We start from the raw sequence: 20213 nt of genomic DNA, 5'->3' as shown, positions 1-20213 counted from the left end.
GAAATTCTTTATCAGGCTTACTATCTTTAGAAAAAATTCTCTTGTCTCAATTAATTACACCTCTAGGCATATACTCTTCCTCAATAAGTCATAACTCATGTGCCTGTCACCTTACTTATGGTACGGTTCTCCATTATTAATCCTATAGCCCCTGTAAATCTGCTCGAGGAGCATAACCCTGAAGAGCTGGTGAGGGAAGGTCATTTTGGAAAAGCATAGCTTGTAATCGGCTCTGTTCAATACTTCCCGGGAAATACCTAGGGATCCACCGATGACGAAGGTGAAGCTGCTGATGCCTCTTACGGTTGAGTCCTGGATTAAGGAGGCAAATTCCTCTGAGGAGAGCATTTTTCCCTTTAGATCTAGAGCTATTACATAGGAGTTGTCCTTAATGACTTTTAGGATAGCTTTCCCTTCCTTATCCTTGATCTGTTCCTCTTCCTTTTCTGAGGCATTGTCTGGTGTTTTTTCATCGTTTAGCTCTATGATGTCGAGCTTGCAGTATCTTTGAAGTCTTTTAGAGTATTCTTCGATGGCAAGCTTTAGATACTTTTCTTTAAGCTTTCCTACGGATATTATTGTTATGTTCAATGAAATCTCTCCTATTCTTATTGTCCTATGGTAATAAATCTATCATTAGTTTTGATATCTATAATGTAATGTGGCCTTGTGCCATTTTCTTCATTATATAAAAGACAAGGAATAATTCCAATAATAGAGAAGAAATAATTCCAATAAAAAACACCCTTTATATACTGCTATTATCATAGCTTAATATAAAGGGTATTATACTATTCATGCATCAACCTTTGTTATTGTTTATTTCATCAGAACCCCATATTTCACAAAAACTATTTATCACTTCAGCCAGCTCCTTAGGATTATCTTTATTTATTTCATGACCTGCATCCTTCACAAAATGAAGCTGTGAATTTACTATCTGGTCAGCCATAGCCATAGAAGCCTTTTTATTTGCTATATCCTTTTCTCCGCAAATGATTAATGTAGGGCAGGAGATGCTATTTAAGGCTTTACTAAAATCAATGTCCATCATTGAAGTGGTTAATTTAATAAAACCCTTCTTGGAAATTCCCATAGCTTCAAAAACTCTTTTGGGCATGAACCTAAAAATTGTGTTTTGAACCTTAAGGAGCAGCTTAGGCATTTGATATTGTGCTGCTATCAGTATTAATGACTTGACCTTTGAAGGGTTGTCTATAGCATAATTTAATGCAAGGACTCCACCTAGAGATAGACCACAAAGATTTATGGGCTCTGATATTTCATCACAATACTGTGAAAAGTGCTTATATAAGCTTGAATAGGATGCCTCATCTCTTTTAAGAAATGAACATAAATCTGGACAAACAATCTTATTTTCCAGACTCATGTGAGAAACCGTTTGATTCCAGCTCGAAGAGTCTTGTCCAAGCCCATGAATGAATATGTACTGCATGCCTTTGCTCCTTTCTATAATTCCAAAAGTAGTTTTTCTGATTTCTTTAATCCCTTGTATACCAGCTCATAGGAGTGGTCTATGAGAGAATATATCATTTCTTCTGTTAGTGTTCCATCAATATCTACAGTAATCCAATGCTTCTTATTTAAATGATAACCAGGAGTTATACAGGGATAATCTAATCTTAAAGCCTGAGCCCTAAAGGGATCACATTTTAAGCTGATAGAAAGCTCCTTGCTCTTTATATTGGTCAAAAGATACATCTTAGAAGCTACCCTTATAACTAGTGTTTCCTCATCAAAGGGAAAGGTTTCATTACTTCCTTTCTTTGAATCACAGTATTCTCTTACATCCTCTAAATTCATAGCCATCCCTCCTATTTGTCTAGTATTTTTCCATTTTATTCTTATGTATATATTCTACATAATAACGGTATAATTCTAAAGTACAATTTCATAGTTAAATGTGGGCTACTGGTATCACTCACCTTTCTTGTGAAAGGAGGTGGTACTTATGAGTAACTATAATTTAATGTTACTATTTCAGGCGGGATTATTTTTACTATCACTACTAACATTCATAGTGTTACTTATTGATAAAAGGTCAAAAAAATAGTAGCCCCAGGTCGAATTGGAGAGCTACTGTTTTTCATATAACTTTAGTGATACCAGTTGCCTAAACAACTAGAATTGTATATTATAGGGTGTTCGCAGCACCCTATTTTATTTTTCACATTTTCTATTAATATTATATCACATAAATATAAAAAATAAACCTGAGCTCTAGAAAATATGACTATCCTCTCTAGAAACACAGCAATTATCCAATTAATGTATACGGTTTCCTCGAGCAAATGTTATACTATTAATAGAGTTAATTATATAGCTTTATTCTTTCATTCTAGTAAGATATTTCAAAGCATGCTTATCATGTAAAGTATGCCTTCAGGAGTGATACCATTGACAAAATTTAAATTGCAGGACCTAAAAACGATATTAAATAGTGATGTACTAAAAGACAATTCCTGTATCGAAATAGAATTTTCTATTGATGACGACAGTGAATACGACGATTGCTGGCTAGGAAAAATGCCAGACAGAGATGAGTCTAACAAAGAAATCTATTGGTATGGTTTAGCTCCAGATGGCTCACAAGCATATGAGTATACTGAATTAAAAGATATTCTAAACGCTAAGGTATTTCATGGAAAAAGCTTATATGTGTTAATTGATAAGATAAACTGGCACTCCTTAGATGGCTGCAGCATAGAGGAAAGATTACCCTACTACATAGATCAAGTTTAGTATATTCTTAGTCATTTTTGTTTGTATATATACTATATGGAAAAGGGCGAATATTATAATGAACAAGTATACAAAAATTGTTAAAGCATGTTTAGTTTTTCAGCTAGTATTTTATGTATTAGCAATAGTTACGTCAATTTTATATGGTTTTTCAAAACAATTGATAATTCTTGTATTACTACCAGTTTGTTCTACTATTTCAACTGGGCAAATATACTTGAGCATGAAGAATGCAAAAAAGTAGTCAACCATCATTTCTAACAGCGTTATTAGCAGCATGCTCACCCTTATTTTATATATAAATTCAGATGTTAAAATATTTGTTTATATATAAACATGATATTTCTGCATAATGTAAAATGAATAATAAGGAGATTTATTATGACAGATAATGAAATCAAAGAACTCATAAGCAGAGGAAGAAATTTTATGAAAATGCCTTCTGAGATGGAGGAAGCGCCAGTAGAAGGCGGCTATATGACGGATCAAACCTTGAGAAAGCCTCAACCACCTCTCTTTAAGGCTCCCATGGGTGGGGAAGTATTTAAGCTTCCTGATAATTATAGGGACTTGCCTTTAAAGAAGGACATACTGGAAATACTGTATAAAAGAAAGAGCAGCAGAGTATATACAGAAGAAAAAATGGGCTTACTTGAGCTTTCCTATCTTCTGTGGGCTACTCAGGGAGTAAAGTCTATTAGGGGAAATAATTATGCTACCCTTAGAACCGTGGCTTGCGGTGGTGCAAGGCATGAATTTGAGTGCTATCTTGCCGTTAATAATGTGGAAGGCTTGAAGTCCGGCTATTATCATTACATGCCAGATAGACATTCCTTAGAGCTTATTGAGGAAAAGGAAGACTTGTCCAAGGATATATCCATTTCTCTCTGCGAGCAAAACTGGGCTAAAAAAGCTAATGTAGTCTTCTATTACAGTGTTATCCCCTATAGAGCAGAGTGGAGATATGGGATCTGGTCTCATAGAGTTGCATTAATCGATGCAGGTCATATTACACAAAATCTTTATATTGCTTGCAGCTCCTTAAACCTGGGCACCTGTGCTATTGCAGCACTAGAAACCCCTGCTTCTAGCGAGATGTTTAAGCTGGATGGAGAAGAAGAATTCATCTTCTATGCTGCTCCTGTGGGTACTATCTCTGAGGATAATCAAGAGGAAGAGGATGCCTTTTATGCATTTTTAAAAGAGGAATAATAAATAATCCACAGCGATACAGATATAATCAATGTATTGCTGTGGATTATTTGTTACTATGTTATTTATTTCAGTATAAACCCTCTATCCTCTAAAAACTTCTTCATGTGAGGCCTTCTATTGCTTTGAAGCTTTTCAGCTACCTGGCCGCTCCAGGTATCCTGACGCTGTCCACTGGTTCTGGCATTGTAATATAGCTTAATTCTTTCGTCATACTCTGAAAGCTTTTCTTCCTCCTGTGAAGGTATATATTCATCCTTCTTGAATACTACCTCTAAAGGCAGTCTTTCCTTCTTATCTGGACTCTCTGCAGGATATCCAAGGCACATGCCTACTAGAGGATAACAGTTCTTAGGAAGCTTCAATATATCTGCTATCTTATCAGGATTATTTCTGATTCCACCAATATATACTCCTCCAAGTCCTAATGCTTCTGCTGCTATCATGGCGTTTTGAGCTACTAGGGCAGCATCTACTGTGGCAACCACAAAGCTTTCTGTATAGCCTCCATCAAATTCAAACCCACTGCTTTCGCAGGCTCTTTCCAATCGGCTGAGGTCAGCACAGAAGATTAAAAATACAGGGCATTCTACAATATAAGCTTGATTACCTGCCAGCTCTGATATTCTCTTTCTGTTTTCTTTATTTTCTACAGATATTATGCTATAAGCCTGTATAAAGCTTGAGGTAGAAGCACACTGTGCACTCTTAATTATTTCTAGGAGCTTTTCTTCTTCTATAGGCTTATCTGTATATTTTCTTATAGATTTATGTGACTGTAAAAGCTTTATTGTATCATTCATAGCCATTTGACCTTAGGGGTCTCTCCCACCTTTCTTACACAATATATTTTTCCTTTAGGAATATTTTAGCACTATTTCTATTGCAAATAGAATAATTTTATATAAATCTCATTGAAGGCTTACAGCTATTATTTCCTATGAATTAGTAAGCTAAGGACTTAAAGCTACAAAAAATTGAAGTTTCTTTCACCTTCCTTAAAGGAGTGAATAGTATATATAAGGGACAGGAAATAGAGTCCTTATACCAATGCAAAAAGTAGGAGGAAAACTAATGAGCACAAGAAGAAATTATTCAGTTGATACCACAGAGGTTAGTAGAGATTATGACTATAATTGCGAAAGAAGATGTGATGACGATACTACCACTGAATTATCCCATACTCATGAATTTGTAGGGGTTGTTAGACAAGCGAATGTTGGAAATGCTAATTCTACTCTCCATAGCCATCGTGTTGCAGGTGTAACCAGTGCTACTATTGAAATTGATAATGGAAAAAACCATGTTCATGCCTATCATGTTAACACTGATACCCTTGAGCACTGGCATGAAATAGGTGGAAAAACTGGTCCAGCCATTTATATTGGTAACACAGATAAGCACATTCATGTTTTATGTGGAACTAGCACTGAGGCAAATGACCATAGCCATGAGTACTTCTTCACATCACTAATAGACAGACCTCTTGTGGAAGAAGAAACTAGAAGACGCAGCAAATAATCACCTCTTTATTAAGTAACTTCTAAAGTATTATTAATAGAGCCTGCATACATTTGTATGCAGGCTTTCTAAATGCTTTTATCCTCTTTTAAGCCACCTTAGCATCTTCTCAAGATACTGATCCCAAAAGATCCAGTCATGTCCACCTCTACTCTCATGATAGATATGGGGGACATTCCTATCTACTAAGAAATCTCTAAAGTCTCTGTTATACTGTAAAAGGAAATCTTCAGTGCCACAAGCTATAAATAATCTAGGAAGCTCCTTTTCTTCTTTTAAAATATTCTCTATGAGAGCCTCCGGGTCATTATCGCTCCCTGGAAGCTTAGATATATCTCCAAAAATGCTTTCAAAATAACTCTTTTTTCTAAAGGGAACCACAGGATCATCTGGAGCAGCAGCAAGATCTATAACAAAAGCTGATGATAGGCCGGCCACAGCACTGAAGGTATCAGAGTACTTAAGTCCATTTCTTAAAGCACCATAGCCCCCCATAGACAAGCCTCCTATGAAGGTATCCTCTCTCCTCTTAGATAGTGGAAGGAGCCTTCTAGTTTCCTCTACTAGCTCCCTACCTATGTATTCACCATAAAAGCTCAAATTCTTTTCATTGTCCACATAAAAGCTGTTATCCCCTGAAGGCATTATAATTGCTATTTTAAACTTTTCTGCTAGCTGTACTGCTCTTGATAGATAAGTCCAATCTGTATAATTTCCCATTATTCCATGAAGCAGATACAGAGTTTTAAACTCCTCTCTATCCTTCTCATTTTCCCCGGGAAATACTCCACTAGAAAATGGAATTATAGCTCTATAGGTGACATTCCTCATAAGACAACTTGAATAAAAATTTACATCCATTACTGCCATAATAGCCTCTCCTCCTGTAAAAATATGCATATATTGCACCAAAAAATACCACTGTGTTAATTATATGCCAATTAATTTATCTATACAATAATAAATCTAGTATAAATATCTTATATTTTTATAATATTGTAAAATATGAAAATATATGAAAATATGTATTTACTTATGAAATTAAATGAAATATAATGAAATAAATGGAAGGAGGTTGTAATTAATGAATGACTTTGAAAAACTTTATACCGTAGAGGATATTGCTAATATCACTGGCCTCACAAGCCGAACTATTAGAAACTATCTTAAAAACGGAAGCCTGGAAGGGAAAAAAATCGGTGGTCAATGGAGGTTTACCATGGATAACATTGAAAAGCTATTTAATAATAAGGATGTAACAAAAGCTATCCATGATAACAAAAGACAAGAGATACTTGATTTTATTGATGGAGTTAATACAGATATAAAAGGAAGCATCCAGATCTGCAGTATTGTAGATTATTATTGTGATAATAAGGACGCTGCCTTAGATATGTCCAACAAGCTAGTTGAGGTAATAAATAACACTGACTTAAATGATAGCTATGCAAGGTATTCCTATGACTATATAGAAAAGGAAGGAAAAGCACGATTCACTCTCTTCGGAAATCCTTCTTTTATCATTAAAACCCTAGAACTATTAGAAAATTAAATAGAACCAGCAATAATATTTATAATTATTATTGCTGGTTCTATATTTTACTTAACTGCTGCTGCAGAAACCACTATAGATAAATATTTTTCCTCTGGTGAAGAGCCTCTAGAGGTTAATACTACTGGGCATTTTGCTCCTACCACAAAGCCTGCCATCTTAGCCTTACAGGTACAGATGAGCATTTTCCCCATAATATTTCCTGCATGGATATTTGGAGCTACGATCACATCCACATCACCTGCTATTCTGCTTTTATAGCCCTTAAAGTCGGCTATTTCCTTATCAACAGCACAGTCGTAGGAAATAGGTCCTTCTACTATACAATTTTCTATCTCTCCTCTATGGTTCATCTGACGGAGCTCGTCTGCTTCTACCGTCTCAGGCATCTTAGGGTTTACCTTTTCTACGCAGGCAAGCACTCCAACCTTAGGACAGGTATATCCCATGTCCAGAAGTGTGTCCACTGTATTGGTTATAATGTCCTTTTTCTGCTCCAAAGTAGGGTAGGTTACCATACCACCATCTACTGCTACCAGTATCTTATGATAGGTAGGAACATGAAACATTGTAAAATGAGACATGGTTCTTCCAAGGCCAAGGCCTGCTTCCTTATTCACCACAGCCTTGAGGATAATCTTAGTGTCCACCTTACCCTTCATAAGAAAGTCTGCCTTTCCTTCTCTAACAAGGCTTACAGCAAGTGTACAAGCTTCCTCATCACTCTCGGCATTATAAATGTCTTCAAAAGGAACTTCTTCTCCCATTTCCTCAAGTACTGCTTGAATTTTTTCTTTATTTCCCACTAATATAGGACTGATTATCCCTTCCTCACGGGCATTTATCACTGCCTCTAGAGTGTGGCTGTCCTCTGCTACTGCCACGGCCATTCTTTTTCTCTCAGGATAGCCCTTAACCTTTTTTATCAGCTCTTCAAAGCTATTATAAACCATTACATCATCTCCATAATCATATATTTCCGGTGTCTCTCCTGATAAATATTCATGAATAACCACCTTTAGGAATATACTGTTAAATCCATTATACTGCCAGCATCCCTGCTTCTAAAGCCTTTTTATTCAATTCCACAAAAGCTGGCTTTACACAGGCTGAAATAGCTTCCTCCCAGTTTAGGTCCTGAAGGTTCATTAGCTTAACAAGAGCTCCTAAAAGAACTATATTCATAGCTCTAGGGCTACCTAAGTCCTCAGCAACCTTAGCAGCATTTAATACCTTTGTCTCTGCCAAAGCCTTTACTCTTTCCACAGAATCCTCAGGATATTCCTGCTGTCCTGTTATTGTGGTAGCAGTCTGCATCTTAAAATCATTAACTACAACCTTACCCTTTGGATTTATCTCTCCTATATATCTCAGAGCTTCCATAGCTTCAAAGGCCACGAGAATATCTGCTGAACCTCTACCGATTATAGGTGAATATACCTTCTCTCCATAGCGTACCTGAGTAGTAACACTTCCACCTCTCTGGGACATTCCATGGATCTCTGACATCTTTACATCATAACCAGCTTCAACAAGGGCATGGGATAATATCTTACTGGCAAGGATTGTTCCCTGTCCACCTACTCCACATAATAATATATTCTTAACCTCTGACATTTAAAACAACCTCCCTGTCTATAGCTTTCTTTGGACATACTTGAGCACAGACATCGCAGGCAACACATTGATTTCTATCTATAGTTACCTTCTTAGTGTCCTTATTGTAAGATAAAGCAGGGCAGCCAGTTCTTATACAAGCTCTACAGCCTATACATTTATCAGGATCCACGGCATTTTTGCTCATATAATCGCCAAATTCCTCTTTATCCTCTAGGGATAGCTTTTTAAGAACACAGGGCCATCTAGTTATAAGCACTGCTGGTTCATCAAAGGACATTCCCCACTTAATCGCTTCCTTTACCTCAGAAAGCTTCAAAGGATTTACCACTCTCACATGCTTTACTCCTAAAGCCTTAGAAACCTCTCCAATATCTGTTACAGTTGCAGCCTCACCCTTAATGGTATATCCAGTACCAGGATTCTCCTGATGGCCAGTCATTCCAGTGATTCTGTTATCTAATATAACCTGAAGAACGTTGCTCTTGTTATATACAGAGTCTAAGAGGCTTGTCATACCAGAATGGAAGAAGGTTGAGTCTCCCATAACTCCCACAGCCCTCTTATTGCTTCCTGCCATGTTGAATACCTTCTGTGCTCCATGGGCTATGGAGAAACCTGCTCCCATGCAGAGAGCCGTATCCTTTGCATTCAATGGAGCCATACCACTTAAGGCATAGCAGCCTATATCACTGGATATAAAAGCATTCTTATTCTTTGCTAGCTCATAGAAGAAGCCTCTATGAGGACACCCTGCACAGAGGGTTGGAGGTCTGTTAGCTACTACTGAATCATCATATTCTATTACTGGATTTTCTTCTCCTAATAAAACCTTTTTCAGTATATCTGGATTCAACTCATATATCTGAGGAATCTTATCCTTACCAATGCAGCTTATTCCTGCAGCCTTAATCTGCTCCTCCATAAATGGCTCCAGTTCCTCTATCACATAGAGGGTTTCTACCTGAGAAGCAAAGTCCTTAATCTTTTCCATTGGCATAGGATAGCTAAAGCCAATCTTAAGGTAAGAAGCTCTATCCTCAAAAATTTCCTTGGCATATTGATAAGCAACTCCAGCAGAGATTATTCCTATCTTCCTGTCCCCATTCCACTCAATAGAGTTAAGAGAGGTTTCATTGGAAAATCTTCTAAGGTTAACTAACCTATTTTCTTCTATATTCTTGTGAAGAACCTTGGATACTGAAGGTATTGGATTATACTTCATCTGTTTTTCATAAGGTACTATTGGAACTTCTCTTCTTTCACCTAGCTCCACAAGAGTTTTGCTGTGGCATATTCTTGTAGTAACCCTCATAAGCACAGGAGTATCAAATTTTTCACTAATCTCCATGGCAGCTATCATATAATCCTTAGCTTCCTGAGAATCAGAGGGCTCTATCATAGCAATCTTTGCTAGCTTTGCATAATATCTATTGTCCTGCTCATTTTGTGAGGAGTGAAGACCTGGGTCATCAGCAGAAATCAGCACCATGCCTCCTGTAACACCTGTATAAGCAAAGGTAAGTAGGGCATCTGCTGCTACATTAACTCCCACATGCTTCATTGCCGCTAAGGAACGAGCTCCAGCTATAGATGCACCTACGGCAGCCTCCATGGCAACCTTTTCATTAGGTGCCCACTCAGAATAAATCTCTTCATATTCACTTATATTCTCCAAAATTTCTGTACTTGGCGTCCCAGGGTAAGCAGAAGCAAATCTAACTCCTGATTCCCAGGCTCCCCTAGCCAAGGCTTCATTTCCTGTCATTAACCTTCTCATGAATAACCTCCTATTAAAACCATATAATCGATTCGGTATCATATATCTTGCAAGATATATCCCTAACTTAATTATAACACCCCGACAAAGCATGTTAAAGAAAATATTACAACTAATTCAAATTTTTAACTTAATAACTTTTTCGCTCCTCCCTCAAATAAGTACCATTTAAGAGCTCCTATCATAATATAAAATATACCATTATGAAAGGAATTTAATATGTATCAAGGATATAATAATAATCCATACTTCTACCCCTTTACCCCACCAGTAGCATACGGCTATAACGACTTATATAGGAGCGACCCTTATCAGAGCTTTTATGGGGCCTATCCCGTTCCCTGTTATTTTGCTCCTACTTATAATCCATATGATTATCGCATGAACAATAACATGCCATCCCCCATGCAGCAAGGAGAGCTTCAATTAAAGGACTACGGCCCTAATCCTGCTGCTCTGGATATTCATGAGGCCACTAACAAAAATGAAAACTTCAGATTAGGACTGTGGACAGGAAATCAGCTTCAGGTTACTTTAATGAGCATTATGCCTGGTGAGGATATAGGTGTAGAAATGCATCCAGATGTTGATCAATTCTTAAGGGTTGAGCAAGGGCAAGGTATAACAGAAATGGGTAACAGCCAAAATAATCTTCCTTTTAAAAGAAATATAGATGAAGATTCTGCTATTATGGTACCCGCAGGAACCTGGCACAATATAACCAATACTGGAATTGAACCACTTAAGCTTTATTCTATCTATGCTCCTCCAAACCATCCTAGAGGAGTTGTTCATCAAACTAAAGCTGATGCACAAGCAGCAGAAATGAACCTAGGTTGATAATCTAATAAAATAAAGCAAAAAGCCTTTTAGAAGACCTCACTTTCTTCTAAAAGGCTTTATTAAAAGCTAAAAATCACATTATTACAGGGATTCCTTATTTATTGCTTTAAGTATAACAGGTATTGCACTTTCCCCATCCTCTTCTAGGGCTTTAATAACCCCTTCAGTATTTCCCTTTAATATCTCATCCTTCATTCTTTTATAATATTCTGAGGAGGAAACCTTAAGACCAACAGTATTGTTATATAAATTCCTTAAAATTAGCTGTTGCCCTTTCAGAAGCCCCATATTCATATCCAAGCGGCGGTTTCCTGAATACTTATAGAAAACTCCTATGAGTCTATGAACACACATAGTCCTCTCTTTTGGAGACTTAGCTACTTCATATTCTTCTATATACTTGTCCACCTCTTCTGCTATTTTTCTATGATCACTCTTTTCCATAGAAAAGCATATAGCTGCCTTATGAAGGGTCATGGCTAGCTCCTGTATCTCATAAACATCCTTTTCCTCAATGGTGATTATCTTTGCACCGATGTTATTCTCATATTCCACGAGACCTTCCCGCTGAAGCCTGTTTAACGCTTCCCTCACAGGAGTACTGCTCACCTGATACTTCTTTTCCAAATCACTGGCAACCAGCTTTTCACCTAAAGGATATTTTAAATTTATAATTTCATTTCTCAGCTCTTCATATAATTGATCCACTAAGGATTGTTTCTTTAACACTGCCATGGCTTAGGCTCCAATCTTTTATTCTGCAAGATATAATATATATTTTATCATAGCAGAGGAAATTTATTATTTCAAATTTTACTTATATTTACTAAAAAAAATCAAGCCTCTTAATGTGGGCTTGAATCTGATTTATATCTTTTTAACATACTTTTGAAGGATGCTATCGAAATTTAAAGCCTCTTCTTCATCCTTAAATTTTATCTGATAATCATCGCCAAGCTTAAATACTCTTTTACTATCCAGCTCCAGTACATTCTGTGACTTCCATTTATAAGAGTATATCTTCTTAAACTTAATGAAGATACCATTTTCAATAAATATACCCTTTTCTCTTATTGCTACAGGCTTAAATCCCCTAATTATGTGAATAAAGATATTAATAACCCAGAATACGCATAATAGTATCTGAAATAAATAAACATCATTTTCGTTATAAGGATTCTTCTCCGTAATATACCTCATAATATAAACAATAAGAAAAACACTAAAAAACACTATCATAATTATATACATAATAGTAAAGCCTAGTTTCTCTCTTACCTTTGGCTTTCTTCCTTCTATTAAAAGCCTCCCAGTAAAGGTTTCTGGGAAAAATATCTTTAGATTAAGAAGTAATAGTATAAGTATAAATACATAAGGTGAAATCATTATTATATCCATGGCACGTCCCCCAAGAGTTTAGAATTATTAACTTATCCTAGTAAAAATGAAATAACATATTTATATAACCCATTGCCATAATCCCACCCCAATATATAAAATTAACAGCAGTAATTACCCCTGGAATAAGTAATAGAAATCTTTTTTTATTTTTAAACTGTATAAATAACAAATAACTAACAACACACATAGGCACAGCACCTATAGCTAATCTAAATGTACCGCTTTCAAAATAAGTAACTGGCAGCATAGCATCTGGATTTATAACCTTGTTACCACCTATAAGCATTTCTGCTAATATAGCACATACACAAATAACTCCTATTATATAGATAACCATTAAAAGCATCTTTGATCTAGTCATACTCTTTTAACATACCTCTCTAAAGCCTGGTCAAATCTCAGCGTCTCTTCTTCATCTCTAAGCTTAAGCTCATAATCTTTATCATTTTTAAAGAGGTTCTTATAAGTAATCCTAATTATATTAGGAGACTTCAGAGTATAAAAACTTATATTTTTAAATTTATAAAAGAAGCCATCATGAACGGATATACCTTTTTCTCTTATCTCTATAGGTTTCAAGGATCTAAAAATCATTAACATGCAGTAAAGCATCCAGTAAAAAGTAAGACTTATCTGAAATATATAATGGTAACTATCAATGTAAGGATTCTTGTTTCTGTAATCCATAATATTAGCAACAAAAAAGATACTAAAAAACATAATACCCAATCCCCACATTATAGCCTTACCTGACGTTTCCTTTAACTTTGGTTTATCAAGCTTCATAATAAGCTTCCCATAAAAAACTCCTGGAAAGAATATATCAACACTAAACATTAGTAGTATCGTAGGTATTAAAATATATGGTAAAGCTCTCATATAAACCTCCAACTCAGTTATATATAAAATTTATGTTCTATTTTTTATGCTGCGTAACATATCTATGCAGTATCTCATGGAACCTCATCGCATCTTCTTCATTCTTAAACTCAAGGTCATAATCGTCATTCTCTTTTAACAGGCTTTTATAATTAAATGTGATTATATATGGTGATTTTAAAGTGTAAAAGTTTATTTTTTGGAATTTATAAAACATGCCGTCATGTACAATTATACCCTTTTCTCTTATTTCAATAGGTATAAAGGCTCTAATGGCATTAAAAAAGGAAAAAATAGCCCAGTATATAGAAAATTCATTTATGGTATAGAGATTGTTCTCATTATGTCTAGATACATCTGCAACATAAGAAGCACCCCAACCTATCACTAGAAATCCCCATATAATAGAAGCAAGATATTTATTCTTTAATCGTAGTCTATTTATTTTCATTATGAGCCTGCCTTTAGTTACCCTTGGAAAAAACATGTCTATAAACACAATCAGTAAAATAAATATCATAATATACATTATAATCAGAGCCTACCTCTCTAATAATATATTCCTTAAACTGTAATACAAGAATTACTCCTTCTTAGCATACTTCTGCAGCACCTCATCCACCTTCAAAGCCATCTCATCATCCTTAACTTCAAGATTACTGTAAGCAATATTATTCTTTAAATGAAGCTCCAATAAGTTCTTACTCTTCCAGGTGTAAGATAACACCTTCTTAAATTTATAAAAAATAAAGTTAAAATATATTCCCTTTTCCCTTATTTCTATAGGTCTATTTTCTTTGATTATCTGTAAAATACAGAATATGATAATAAATATAGAGAATGTTATTGAATCAGTAATGAGAGCAAAAATTATTGAAAAAGCCACCCAGTAGAGATTATGCCTTATTCTCCTGCCTAATTGCTCCTTTTGTACTCTCAGAATAATTTTTCCTTTTGAAATATCAGGAAAAATCAAATCTATAAGGCTAAAACATACCATTAACCCCCAGACGATAGTCAAAATAATATCGTATAAACCCATCATAACACCCCTTTATATTTATTAAATAGCCTCAATCCTATTCTTAACATGCTCCTGTAGAGCTTCCTCTGTCTTTAATGCAAGGTCCTTATCATTAATTTCTATCTCAATTAAATCATCCTGTCTAAAGATATTCTTATAATAAATTCTAAGGATATCCTCCTCTTTCCATAAGTATCCCGTTATCCTTTTGTAGCTATAGAAGTTATTGTTAAAATAAACACCTTTTTCTCTAATTTCTGTAGGATCATAGCCTCTTATTAATTCTAATACTAAAAATAATATCAAGGTAATACTTATAAGTCCGTTACTTGTAAGATAGGCAAGAGGATTTTCCTCTCCTTTTAATTCAATGATAAATGTGAAGACATAAAATAATAACATTAATGACCAAACTATCCTTTGATATCTTCTTTCTCTTATGCCTCCCCTGCCAAGGCTCATGATAAATTCCCCGCCACAGATCCCAATGATAATTTTCCGAAGCATATAACCTATCACAGCAGCAACAATAAACCCATAAAACCTATCCATTTATCTTCTCCTTATCCTTAAGCCTTCTTAACAATATATTTTTCCAGTACTTCATCAGCCTTTAAGGCAGTTTCTTTATCTTGTATTTCTATTTCATAATAATCATCCTGCCGGAAGATATTCATATAATTAATCCTTAAAACATTGTCATTAAGCCACTGATAAGAGCTTAGCTTACTATATTTATAAAACTGATTATAAAGAGTTATACCCATTTCTCTTATTTCTGAAGAGCCATAGTTTCTGATAAGCCTCTCTATAGACAAAAATATCCAAAGGATAGAATTGAGACCTTGGAATCCAATAGATATTATATCTCCTTTGGAATGGATAAGGTTTAATATAAGCAGCGCTGACCAGCCTACTAAAAGTATGAACCATGAAACCCTCTCTCTTCTCCTGGCCTTTTTCCCTCCCTTTCCCAAGCTAACTAAAAGCTCTCCTCTACCATTCTTTCCGAGAATCGCCAATAATAGCTCAGCTGCAGCAATAACAATTAAAATGCCATAAGCAATTTCCATGATCATATCCCCCTGTTTAAATCTTATTATGAATATACTTTTCTAATAGCTCATCACTCTTTAGAACAGTTTCATCACCCTGCAATTCTATCTCGAAAAAATCATCCTGCCTGAAGATATTTTTATAATTAAGCCTGAGAACATTACCCTCCATCCACTGATAAGAGGTTATTCTAGTATATTTTAAAAAGCTGTTATAAATGGTTATGCCCTTTTCTCTCATCTCTGAGGTACCATAGTTTTTGGTAATATGAAATGTACTTCCCAATATACCAATGACAGGTGCAATGAGATTTAATTCCATATATAATTTTTCTTCATTATTAAAAATAAGCATAAATACCAAAAGAGCTGACCAAAGTACTAAATTTATCAACGATAAAGTTCTATCTCTTCTCTTCTTCTTTTCTCCATTCTTTTCTAAGATAAGTAGAAACTCCCCTCTCCCTCTCTTTCCAAAGATCATCCAAAATAACAGAGCTACTGCAATAATAATAAAAATACTATAAGCTATTTCCATTAGCTTATCCTCCTATATTAATTCCTTTAAAGATCAATACCCAAGGAATTTATCTATTAATATAATTATAGGCTATTCAAAATTTATTTACAATATATTACTATTTTTCTATTTTTATCTTGTATATGGTATTTCAACTTTTATTAAATGTAAATTGAAAAACTAACTTCCGTTTATAATCCTAATCGGAAATTAGTATTGCAAAGGATCCAAGGTCCCCATACCTAAAAAAAACACCATCATCCTTATATAAAGAATAATGGTGTTATTAATTAATTTACTTTATTATCTTACCTCAGCCATAGCTCTCTTAAGAGAGTACTCCTCTGCCAACTGTTTAAAAGCAGAAAGAGAATTTATTATTGTGTCATGAGCTACGCAATAGGCAAGTCTCACATAACCTGGACAGGCAAAGGAGCTGCCTGGAACCATGAGAATATTATATTTCTTTGCTGCTTCACAGAAGCTTTTTTCGTCCTCTACAGGAGACTTAATCCAGAGATAAAAGGCTCCTTGAGGCTTAACACACTGGAAGCCACATCCTACTAGACCGTTATAAAGGGATTTCATATTCCTTTCATAAAAGCCTAGGTCTACCTTAGCATCAACACAGCGTCCTATAACCCTCTGCATAAGTGAAGGAGCATTAACTGAACCTAATACACGGGTAGCTATGGTCGCTGCTGTGATCACAGTTTTGCTATCCTCCAGCTCATCAGGTATTACCAGATAGCCTATACGCTCTCCTGGAAGAGATAAGGACTTACTGTAGGAATAACCAACAATGGTATTCTCATAATACTTAGTAACATAAGGAACAAAAACTCCATCATAGGCTAACTCCCTGTAAGGCTCATCGGAAATCAAGACTATTTGAGTATTAAGCTCCCTCTGCTTTCTTCTTAAAATATCTGCAATTCCTATAATTGTTTCCTCTGAATATACAACCCCTGTAGGATTATGAGGAGAATTGATTATTACGGCACGAGTCCTCTCTGTAATCTTTTCCTCAAGCTCCTGAAGGTTTGGCTGGAAGGTTTCTATATTAGGAGAAACCACCACAAGCTTACCATCATAATTCCTTACATAAGAGCCATACTCTACAAAATAAGGAGCAAAGGTTATAACCTCATCTAGAGGATTCAGAAGAACCTTTAAGGCAACATTGAGGCCGCTGGCGGCTCCTACGGTCATAATGATATTATTACCCGTAAAGGTCGTGTTAAAGCGGCGATTAAGGGAGCTGGCAATGGCTTCTCTTACCTCAGGGAAGCCTGCATTGTTCATATATCCATGAACCAGCACTGGATCCTCATTACTGATAATATCAATTATTGCCTCTTTTACCTCTGGAGGTGCAGGAAGATTAGGATTACCCAGGCTAAAATCATAAACCTTGTCCGGTCCGTATATAGCCTTAAGTCTGCTTCCTTCTTCAAACATAGCACGGATAGCTGAATTATTCCCCGTTAGGGCTTTCATCTTCTCTGATATCATAATCCTATCCTCCAAATATATAATTGCTTATAACAAGCTTATTTTATACTTATATTATTCCTTGAGCATGCATTGCTTCTGCTACCTTAACAAAGCCAGCAATATTAGCACCAGCTACTAGGTTATAGCCAAAGCCATAATTCTCTGAAGCCTTAACAGAGTTCTTGTAGATGTTAACCATTATATCCTTAAGCTTATCATCTACTTCCTTTTCGCTCCAGGAAAGTCTTCCACTGTTTTGTGCCATTTCAAGAGCTGAAGTAGCAACTCCACCGGCATTAGCAGCCTTAGCAGGCCCAACTATAACTCCTTGTCCCTGTAGATACTGAACAGCTTCATTTGTACAAGGCATGTTTGCACCCTCACAAACATATTTAATACCGTTAGCAACTATCTGCTGTGCATGCTCTAAGTGGATATCATTCTGAGTAGCACTTGGTATAACTATATCAACCTTAACTCCCCATGGCTTTTGTCCTGGGTAGAATTCAACACCATACTTATCAGCATAATCCTGAACCTTATCTCTTCCGGAGTTTCTCATCTCTACGAGATAGTCTATCTTTTCTCCTAATACTCCGTCTGGATCATAAACATATCCATCTGGACCTGAAAGAGTTACAACTTTTCCACCTAATTCTTCAACCTTTCTACATACACCCCAGGATACATTACCAAAGCCAGATATAGCTACGGTTTTGCCCTCAAAGGAATCATTCTCATGCTTAAGCATTTCGTTACAGAAGTAAACTATACCAAAGCCTGTTGCTTCTGGTCTTATTAAGCTACCACCATAGGATAAGCCCTTACCAGTTATTACTCCATTTTCAAAGGCTCCCCTGATTCTTCTGTATTGACCATAAAGATAGCCTATTTCCCTTGGACCTACACCGATATCTCCAGCAGGCACGTCCACATCTGGTCCGATGTGTCTATATAGCTCTGACATATAGCTTTGGCAGAATCTCATTATTTCTCTATCAGACCTTCCTCTTGGGTCGAAGTCTGATCCACCCTTACCTCCTCCTATTGGAAGTCCAGTAAGAGAATTCTTAAGGATTTGCTCAAAGCCTAAGAACTTCATTATTCCTATATATACTGAAGGATGGAATCTAAGTCCTCCCTTATAAGGTCCTATAGCTCCATTAAATTGTACTCTAAAACCCCTATTTACATGTACCTTACCATTATCATCTGTCCAGGAAACCTTAAACATTATCTGTCTTTCTGGCTCACAGAACCTCTCAAGTAGATTGGATTCTATATATTCTGGATGCTTGTCTAATACAGGCTTTAATGATGGTAATACTTCTTCAACCGCCTGAATAAATTCAGGTTCCCCACCATTTCTCTTCTTAACTGTTTCTAATACACTTTCAATGTAAGCCGCTGAATCTTGAACATAACCGCTCATTCATTATACCTCCTGGTATGTAAATATTTACACTACAACATCATATTAATAGCCTTGGGTATTATTGTCAATAATCCCAAAAACGATTTATGCTTTTGCTAGGAATTTCTTTTATTATTGAATAAATAGCATCATCTTTGCAGTTTTACTAGCAAATTCTTCAATGGTTTGGTTAAATTGTAAACAATGCTGAAAATTAAGTTATTAATAATAGGAAAATTTAAGTGATTTGCCACAATAAATATATTATTTATCTTAAACTTTCATGGTTTTAGTGCTATATAACACTATAATTTATGTAAAAAAATCACTTGAACCTTTAATTCAAGTGATTGTATTTTATCCCCACCACATAATAAGAACAAAAATAGAAAAGATAGATACTGGGATTCCTACTATATTATTAACTGTGACATAAGGATCAAGTTGTTTTTTCTTACTTAGTTCCTTAGCCGCAGCTCTGATTAATATTGGTGTAAAAATAAATAAAGCTAGTGAAAGTAATGTACTAATTGACAATATTATTACTGGAGAAACAGAAATGAAATTATTACTGATATAAGAAGAAATTCCTTGGCCATATATACCAAGAACAGTAGCCAAAACCATAGAACAACACATAAGCACCTTTAGCTTTCTCATATTTCACCCCACAATTTTATTATTCTACTCCCTAATGTAACTTTTTATATATAGCAATGTCACTTTTTACTTATATTATACATTATATTCATTAAATTACAAATATTAAAAGTAATATTTTACCTATATATCCATCGACATTTTTCTAAGTCTATAGTTCCATCTTCATTAAAAATAACACCTTCACTTTCCAATATATCTCGTTGAAGCTCTTTAGACCCAAAAACATGGGAAGGAGCCATTTCTCCTAAGCGATTAACCACTCTATGAGCAGGTATATCCCTCCCCTCAGGAATAGCTCTCATGGCATAGCCTACAATTCTTGCACTTCTAGGAGCTCCTATAGCTCTTGCTATATCACCATAGGTGATAACCTTACCCCTGGGTATCTTTTCTGCTATCTCATATACTCTTTCATAAAAATCCTTCATAAATATATTCTCACTTTCCTCCATGACCTTTTACTATTATTTCT

Annotated in this window: 27 protein-coding genes; 6 read left to right on the top strand and 21 right to left on the bottom strand. The window is 35.5% G+C overall.

The annotated features are described in order from the left end of the window. Nucleotides 1-111: 111 nt before the first annotated feature. The 3 genes from rlmH to ACPWSR_RS07540 all read right to left on the bottom strand — a co-directional run bounded on the left by rlmH (nt 112) and on the right by ACPWSR_RS07540 (nt 1824). Nucleotides 112-591: a 23S rRNA (pseudouridine(1915)-N(3))-methyltransferase RlmH gene (gene rlmH, locus ACPWSR_RS07550; protein WP_426351069.1), complete on the bottom strand. Its 480-nt coding sequence runs from the start codon at nt 589-591 to the stop codon at nt 112-114. Nucleotides 592-802: 211 nt separating this feature from the next. After that, nucleotides 803-1456 carry an alpha/beta fold hydrolase gene (locus ACPWSR_RS07545; RefSeq protein ID WP_426351068.1) on the bottom strand — a complete coding sequence of 218 codons (654 nt, stop codon included), beginning with the start codon at nt 1454-1456 and terminating at the stop codon, nt 803-805. A gap of 14 nt (nt 1457-1470) precedes the next feature. Then, nucleotides 1471-1824 carry an MmcQ/YjbR family DNA-binding protein gene (locus tag ACPWSR_RS07540; protein ID WP_426351067.1) on the bottom strand — a complete coding sequence of 118 codons (354 nt, stop codon included), beginning with the start codon at nt 1822-1824 and terminating at the stop codon, nt 1471-1473. A 148-nt stretch (nt 1825-1972) separates the two neighbouring features. On the opposite strand from ACPWSR_RS07540, the gene ACPWSR_RS07535 reads away from it, so the two are divergent. The 3 genes from ACPWSR_RS07535 to ACPWSR_RS07525 all read left to right on the top strand — a co-directional run bounded on the left by ACPWSR_RS07535 (nt 1973) and on the right by ACPWSR_RS07525 (nt 3975). Then, nucleotides 1973-2074 (top strand): putative holin-like toxin, encoded by a 102-nt coding sequence (locus tag ACPWSR_RS07535; RefSeq protein WP_426351066.1) that lies wholly within the window; start codon nt 1973-1975, stop codon nt 2072-2074. A 344-nt stretch (nt 2075-2418) separates the two neighbouring features. After that, a complete protein-coding gene (locus ACPWSR_RS07530) occupies nt 2419-2763 on the top strand; it encodes a hypothetical protein (RefSeq protein ID WP_426351065.1) in 345 nt (114 codons plus the stop codon). A 381-nt stretch (nt 2764-3144) separates the two neighbouring features. Beyond that, the gene (locus ACPWSR_RS07525; protein ID WP_426351064.1) at nt 3145-3975 is read left to right on the top strand and encodes a SagB/ThcOx family dehydrogenase; all 831 of its coding nucleotides are present in this window, start codon (nt 3145-3147) and stop codon (nt 3973-3975) included. A gap of 65 nt (nt 3976-4040) precedes the next feature. On the opposite strand, the gene nfsA is transcribed toward ACPWSR_RS07525, so the two are convergent. After that, nucleotides 4041-4778 carry an oxygen-insensitive NADPH nitroreductase gene (gene nfsA, locus ACPWSR_RS07520; RefSeq protein ID WP_426351063.1) on the bottom strand — a complete coding sequence of 246 codons (738 nt, stop codon included), beginning with the start codon at nt 4776-4778 and terminating at the stop codon, nt 4041-4043. Between the two features lie 271 nt (nt 4779-5049). Here nfsA and ACPWSR_RS07515 point away from each other — a divergent pair, with 271 nt between their 5' ends. Then, complete coding sequence (locus tag ACPWSR_RS07515; protein ID WP_426351062.1) at nt 5050-5496, top strand: YmaF family protein; 447 nt, start codon at nt 5050-5052, stop codon at nt 5494-5496. A 78-nt stretch (nt 5497-5574) separates the two neighbouring features. Here ACPWSR_RS07515 and ACPWSR_RS07510 read toward each other — a convergent pair whose 3' ends face one another. After that, a complete protein-coding gene (locus tag ACPWSR_RS07510; RefSeq protein ID WP_426351061.1) occupies nt 5575-6366 on the bottom strand; it encodes an alpha/beta hydrolase in 792 nt (263 codons plus the stop codon). 214 nt (nt 6367-6580) lie between these two features. On the opposite strand from ACPWSR_RS07510, the gene ACPWSR_RS07505 reads away from it, so the two are divergent. After that, on the top strand, nt 6581-7048 hold the full coding sequence (locus ACPWSR_RS07505) for a helix-turn-helix domain-containing protein (RefSeq protein WP_426351060.1): 468 nt from the start codon (nt 6581-6583) through the stop codon (nt 7046-7048). A 47-nt stretch (nt 7049-7095) separates the two neighbouring features. Here the strand turns inward: ACPWSR_RS07505 and ACPWSR_RS07500 are convergent, their stop codons facing one another. Genes ACPWSR_RS07500 through iorA form a run of 3 tightly spaced genes read right to left on the bottom strand, consistent with a single transcriptional unit; the run spans nt 7096 to nt 10445 of the window. After that, a complete protein-coding gene (locus tag ACPWSR_RS07500) occupies nt 7096-8064 on the bottom strand; it encodes a bifunctional enoyl-CoA hydratase/phosphate acetyltransferase (RefSeq protein ID WP_426351059.1) in 969 nt (322 codons plus the stop codon). 25 nt (nt 8065-8089) lie between these two features. Then, on the bottom strand, nt 8090-8665 hold the full coding sequence (locus tag ACPWSR_RS07495; protein ID WP_426351058.1) for an indolepyruvate oxidoreductase subunit beta: 576 nt from the start codon (nt 8663-8665) through the stop codon (nt 8090-8092). Then, nucleotides 8652-10445: an indolepyruvate ferredoxin oxidoreductase subunit alpha gene (gene iorA / locus ACPWSR_RS07490; RefSeq protein WP_426351057.1), complete on the bottom strand. Its 1794-nt coding sequence runs from the start codon at nt 10443-10445 to the stop codon at nt 8652-8654. Before iorA ends, ACPWSR_RS07495 begins: the two co-directional genes overlap by 14 nt. Nucleotides 10446-10850: 405 nt before the next feature. Between iorA and ACPWSR_RS07485 the strand changes: the two genes are divergently transcribed. Continuing rightward, complete coding sequence (locus tag ACPWSR_RS07485) at nt 10851-11285, top strand: cupin domain-containing protein (RefSeq protein ID WP_426351363.1); 435 nt, start codon at nt 10851-10853, stop codon at nt 11283-11285. A gap of 84 nt (nt 11286-11369) precedes the next feature. On the opposite strand, the gene ACPWSR_RS07480 is transcribed toward ACPWSR_RS07485, so the two are convergent. From ACPWSR_RS07480 to ACPWSR_RS07420, 13 genes are all read right to left on the bottom strand, one after another. Next, on the bottom strand, nt 11370-12023 hold the full coding sequence (locus ACPWSR_RS07480) for a GntR family transcriptional regulator (RefSeq protein WP_426351056.1): 654 nt from the start codon (nt 12021-12023) through the stop codon (nt 11370-11372). Nucleotides 12024-12155: 132 nt separating this feature from the next. Further along, nucleotides 12156-12686, bottom strand: coding sequence for a hypothetical protein (locus tag ACPWSR_RS07475; protein ID WP_426351055.1), 531 nt, complete (start codon nt 12684-12686; stop codon nt 12156-12158). A 37-nt stretch (nt 12687-12723) separates the two neighbouring features. Then, nucleotides 12724-13050: a hypothetical protein gene (locus ACPWSR_RS07470; protein ID WP_426351054.1), complete on the bottom strand. Its 327-nt coding sequence runs from the start codon at nt 13048-13050 to the stop codon at nt 12724-12726. Continuing rightward, nucleotides 13047-13568, bottom strand: coding sequence for a hypothetical protein (locus tag ACPWSR_RS07465; RefSeq protein ID WP_426351053.1), 522 nt, complete (start codon nt 13566-13568; stop codon nt 13047-13049). Before ACPWSR_RS07465 ends, ACPWSR_RS07470 begins: the two co-directional genes overlap by 4 nt. Before the next feature lie 37 nt (nt 13569-13605). Then, nucleotides 13606-14088 (bottom strand): hypothetical protein, encoded by a 483-nt coding sequence (locus ACPWSR_RS07460; RefSeq protein ID WP_426351052.1) that lies wholly within the window; start codon nt 14086-14088, stop codon nt 13606-13608. A 63-nt stretch (nt 14089-14151) separates the two neighbouring features. Then, nucleotides 14152-14613, bottom strand: a complete 462-nt coding sequence (locus ACPWSR_RS07455) for a DUF5673 domain-containing protein (RefSeq protein ID WP_426351051.1) — start codon at nt 14611-14613, stop codon at nt 14152-14154. Between the two features lie 18 nt (nt 14614-14631). Next, nucleotides 14632-15144: a hypothetical protein gene (locus ACPWSR_RS07450; protein WP_426351050.1), complete on the bottom strand. Its 513-nt coding sequence runs from the start codon at nt 15142-15144 to the stop codon at nt 14632-14634. 17 nt (nt 15145-15161) lie between these two features. After that, nucleotides 15162-15665 (bottom strand): hypothetical protein, encoded by a 504-nt coding sequence (locus ACPWSR_RS07445; RefSeq protein ID WP_426351049.1) that lies wholly within the window; start codon nt 15663-15665, stop codon nt 15162-15164. Nucleotides 15666-15681: 16 nt separating this feature from the next. Next, nucleotides 15682-16185 (bottom strand): hypothetical protein, encoded by a 504-nt coding sequence (locus tag ACPWSR_RS07440; RefSeq protein ID WP_426351048.1) that lies wholly within the window; start codon nt 16183-16185, stop codon nt 15682-15684. Between the two features lie 285 nt (nt 16186-16470). Further along, a complete protein-coding gene (locus ACPWSR_RS07435) occupies nt 16471-17682 on the bottom strand; it encodes a pyridoxal phosphate-dependent aminotransferase (protein ID WP_426351047.1) in 1212 nt (403 codons plus the stop codon). A gap of 49 nt (nt 17683-17731) precedes the next feature. Further along, nucleotides 17732-19096 (bottom strand): NADP-specific glutamate dehydrogenase, encoded by a 1365-nt coding sequence (gene gdhA, locus ACPWSR_RS07430; protein WP_426351046.1) that lies wholly within the window; start codon nt 19094-19096, stop codon nt 17732-17734. Nucleotides 19097-19435: 339 nt separating this feature from the next. Beyond that, the gene (locus ACPWSR_RS07425; RefSeq protein WP_426351045.1) at nt 19436-19738 is read right to left on the bottom strand and encodes a hypothetical protein; all 303 of its coding nucleotides are present in this window, start codon (nt 19736-19738) and stop codon (nt 19436-19438) included. A 119-nt stretch (nt 19739-19857) separates the two neighbouring features. Beyond that, complete coding sequence (locus ACPWSR_RS07420; RefSeq protein WP_426351044.1) at nt 19858-20169, bottom strand: MGMT family protein; 312 nt, start codon at nt 20167-20169, stop codon at nt 19858-19860. Nucleotides 20170-20213: the final 44 nt, after the last annotated feature.

This window comes from Alloiococcus sp. CFN-8 (assembly GCF_049943125.1).
GTDB lineage: Bacteria > Bacillota > Clostridia > Clostridiales > Clostridiaceae > JAEXZL01.
This window is presented reverse-complemented; position numbering and strand designations above follow the sequence as displayed.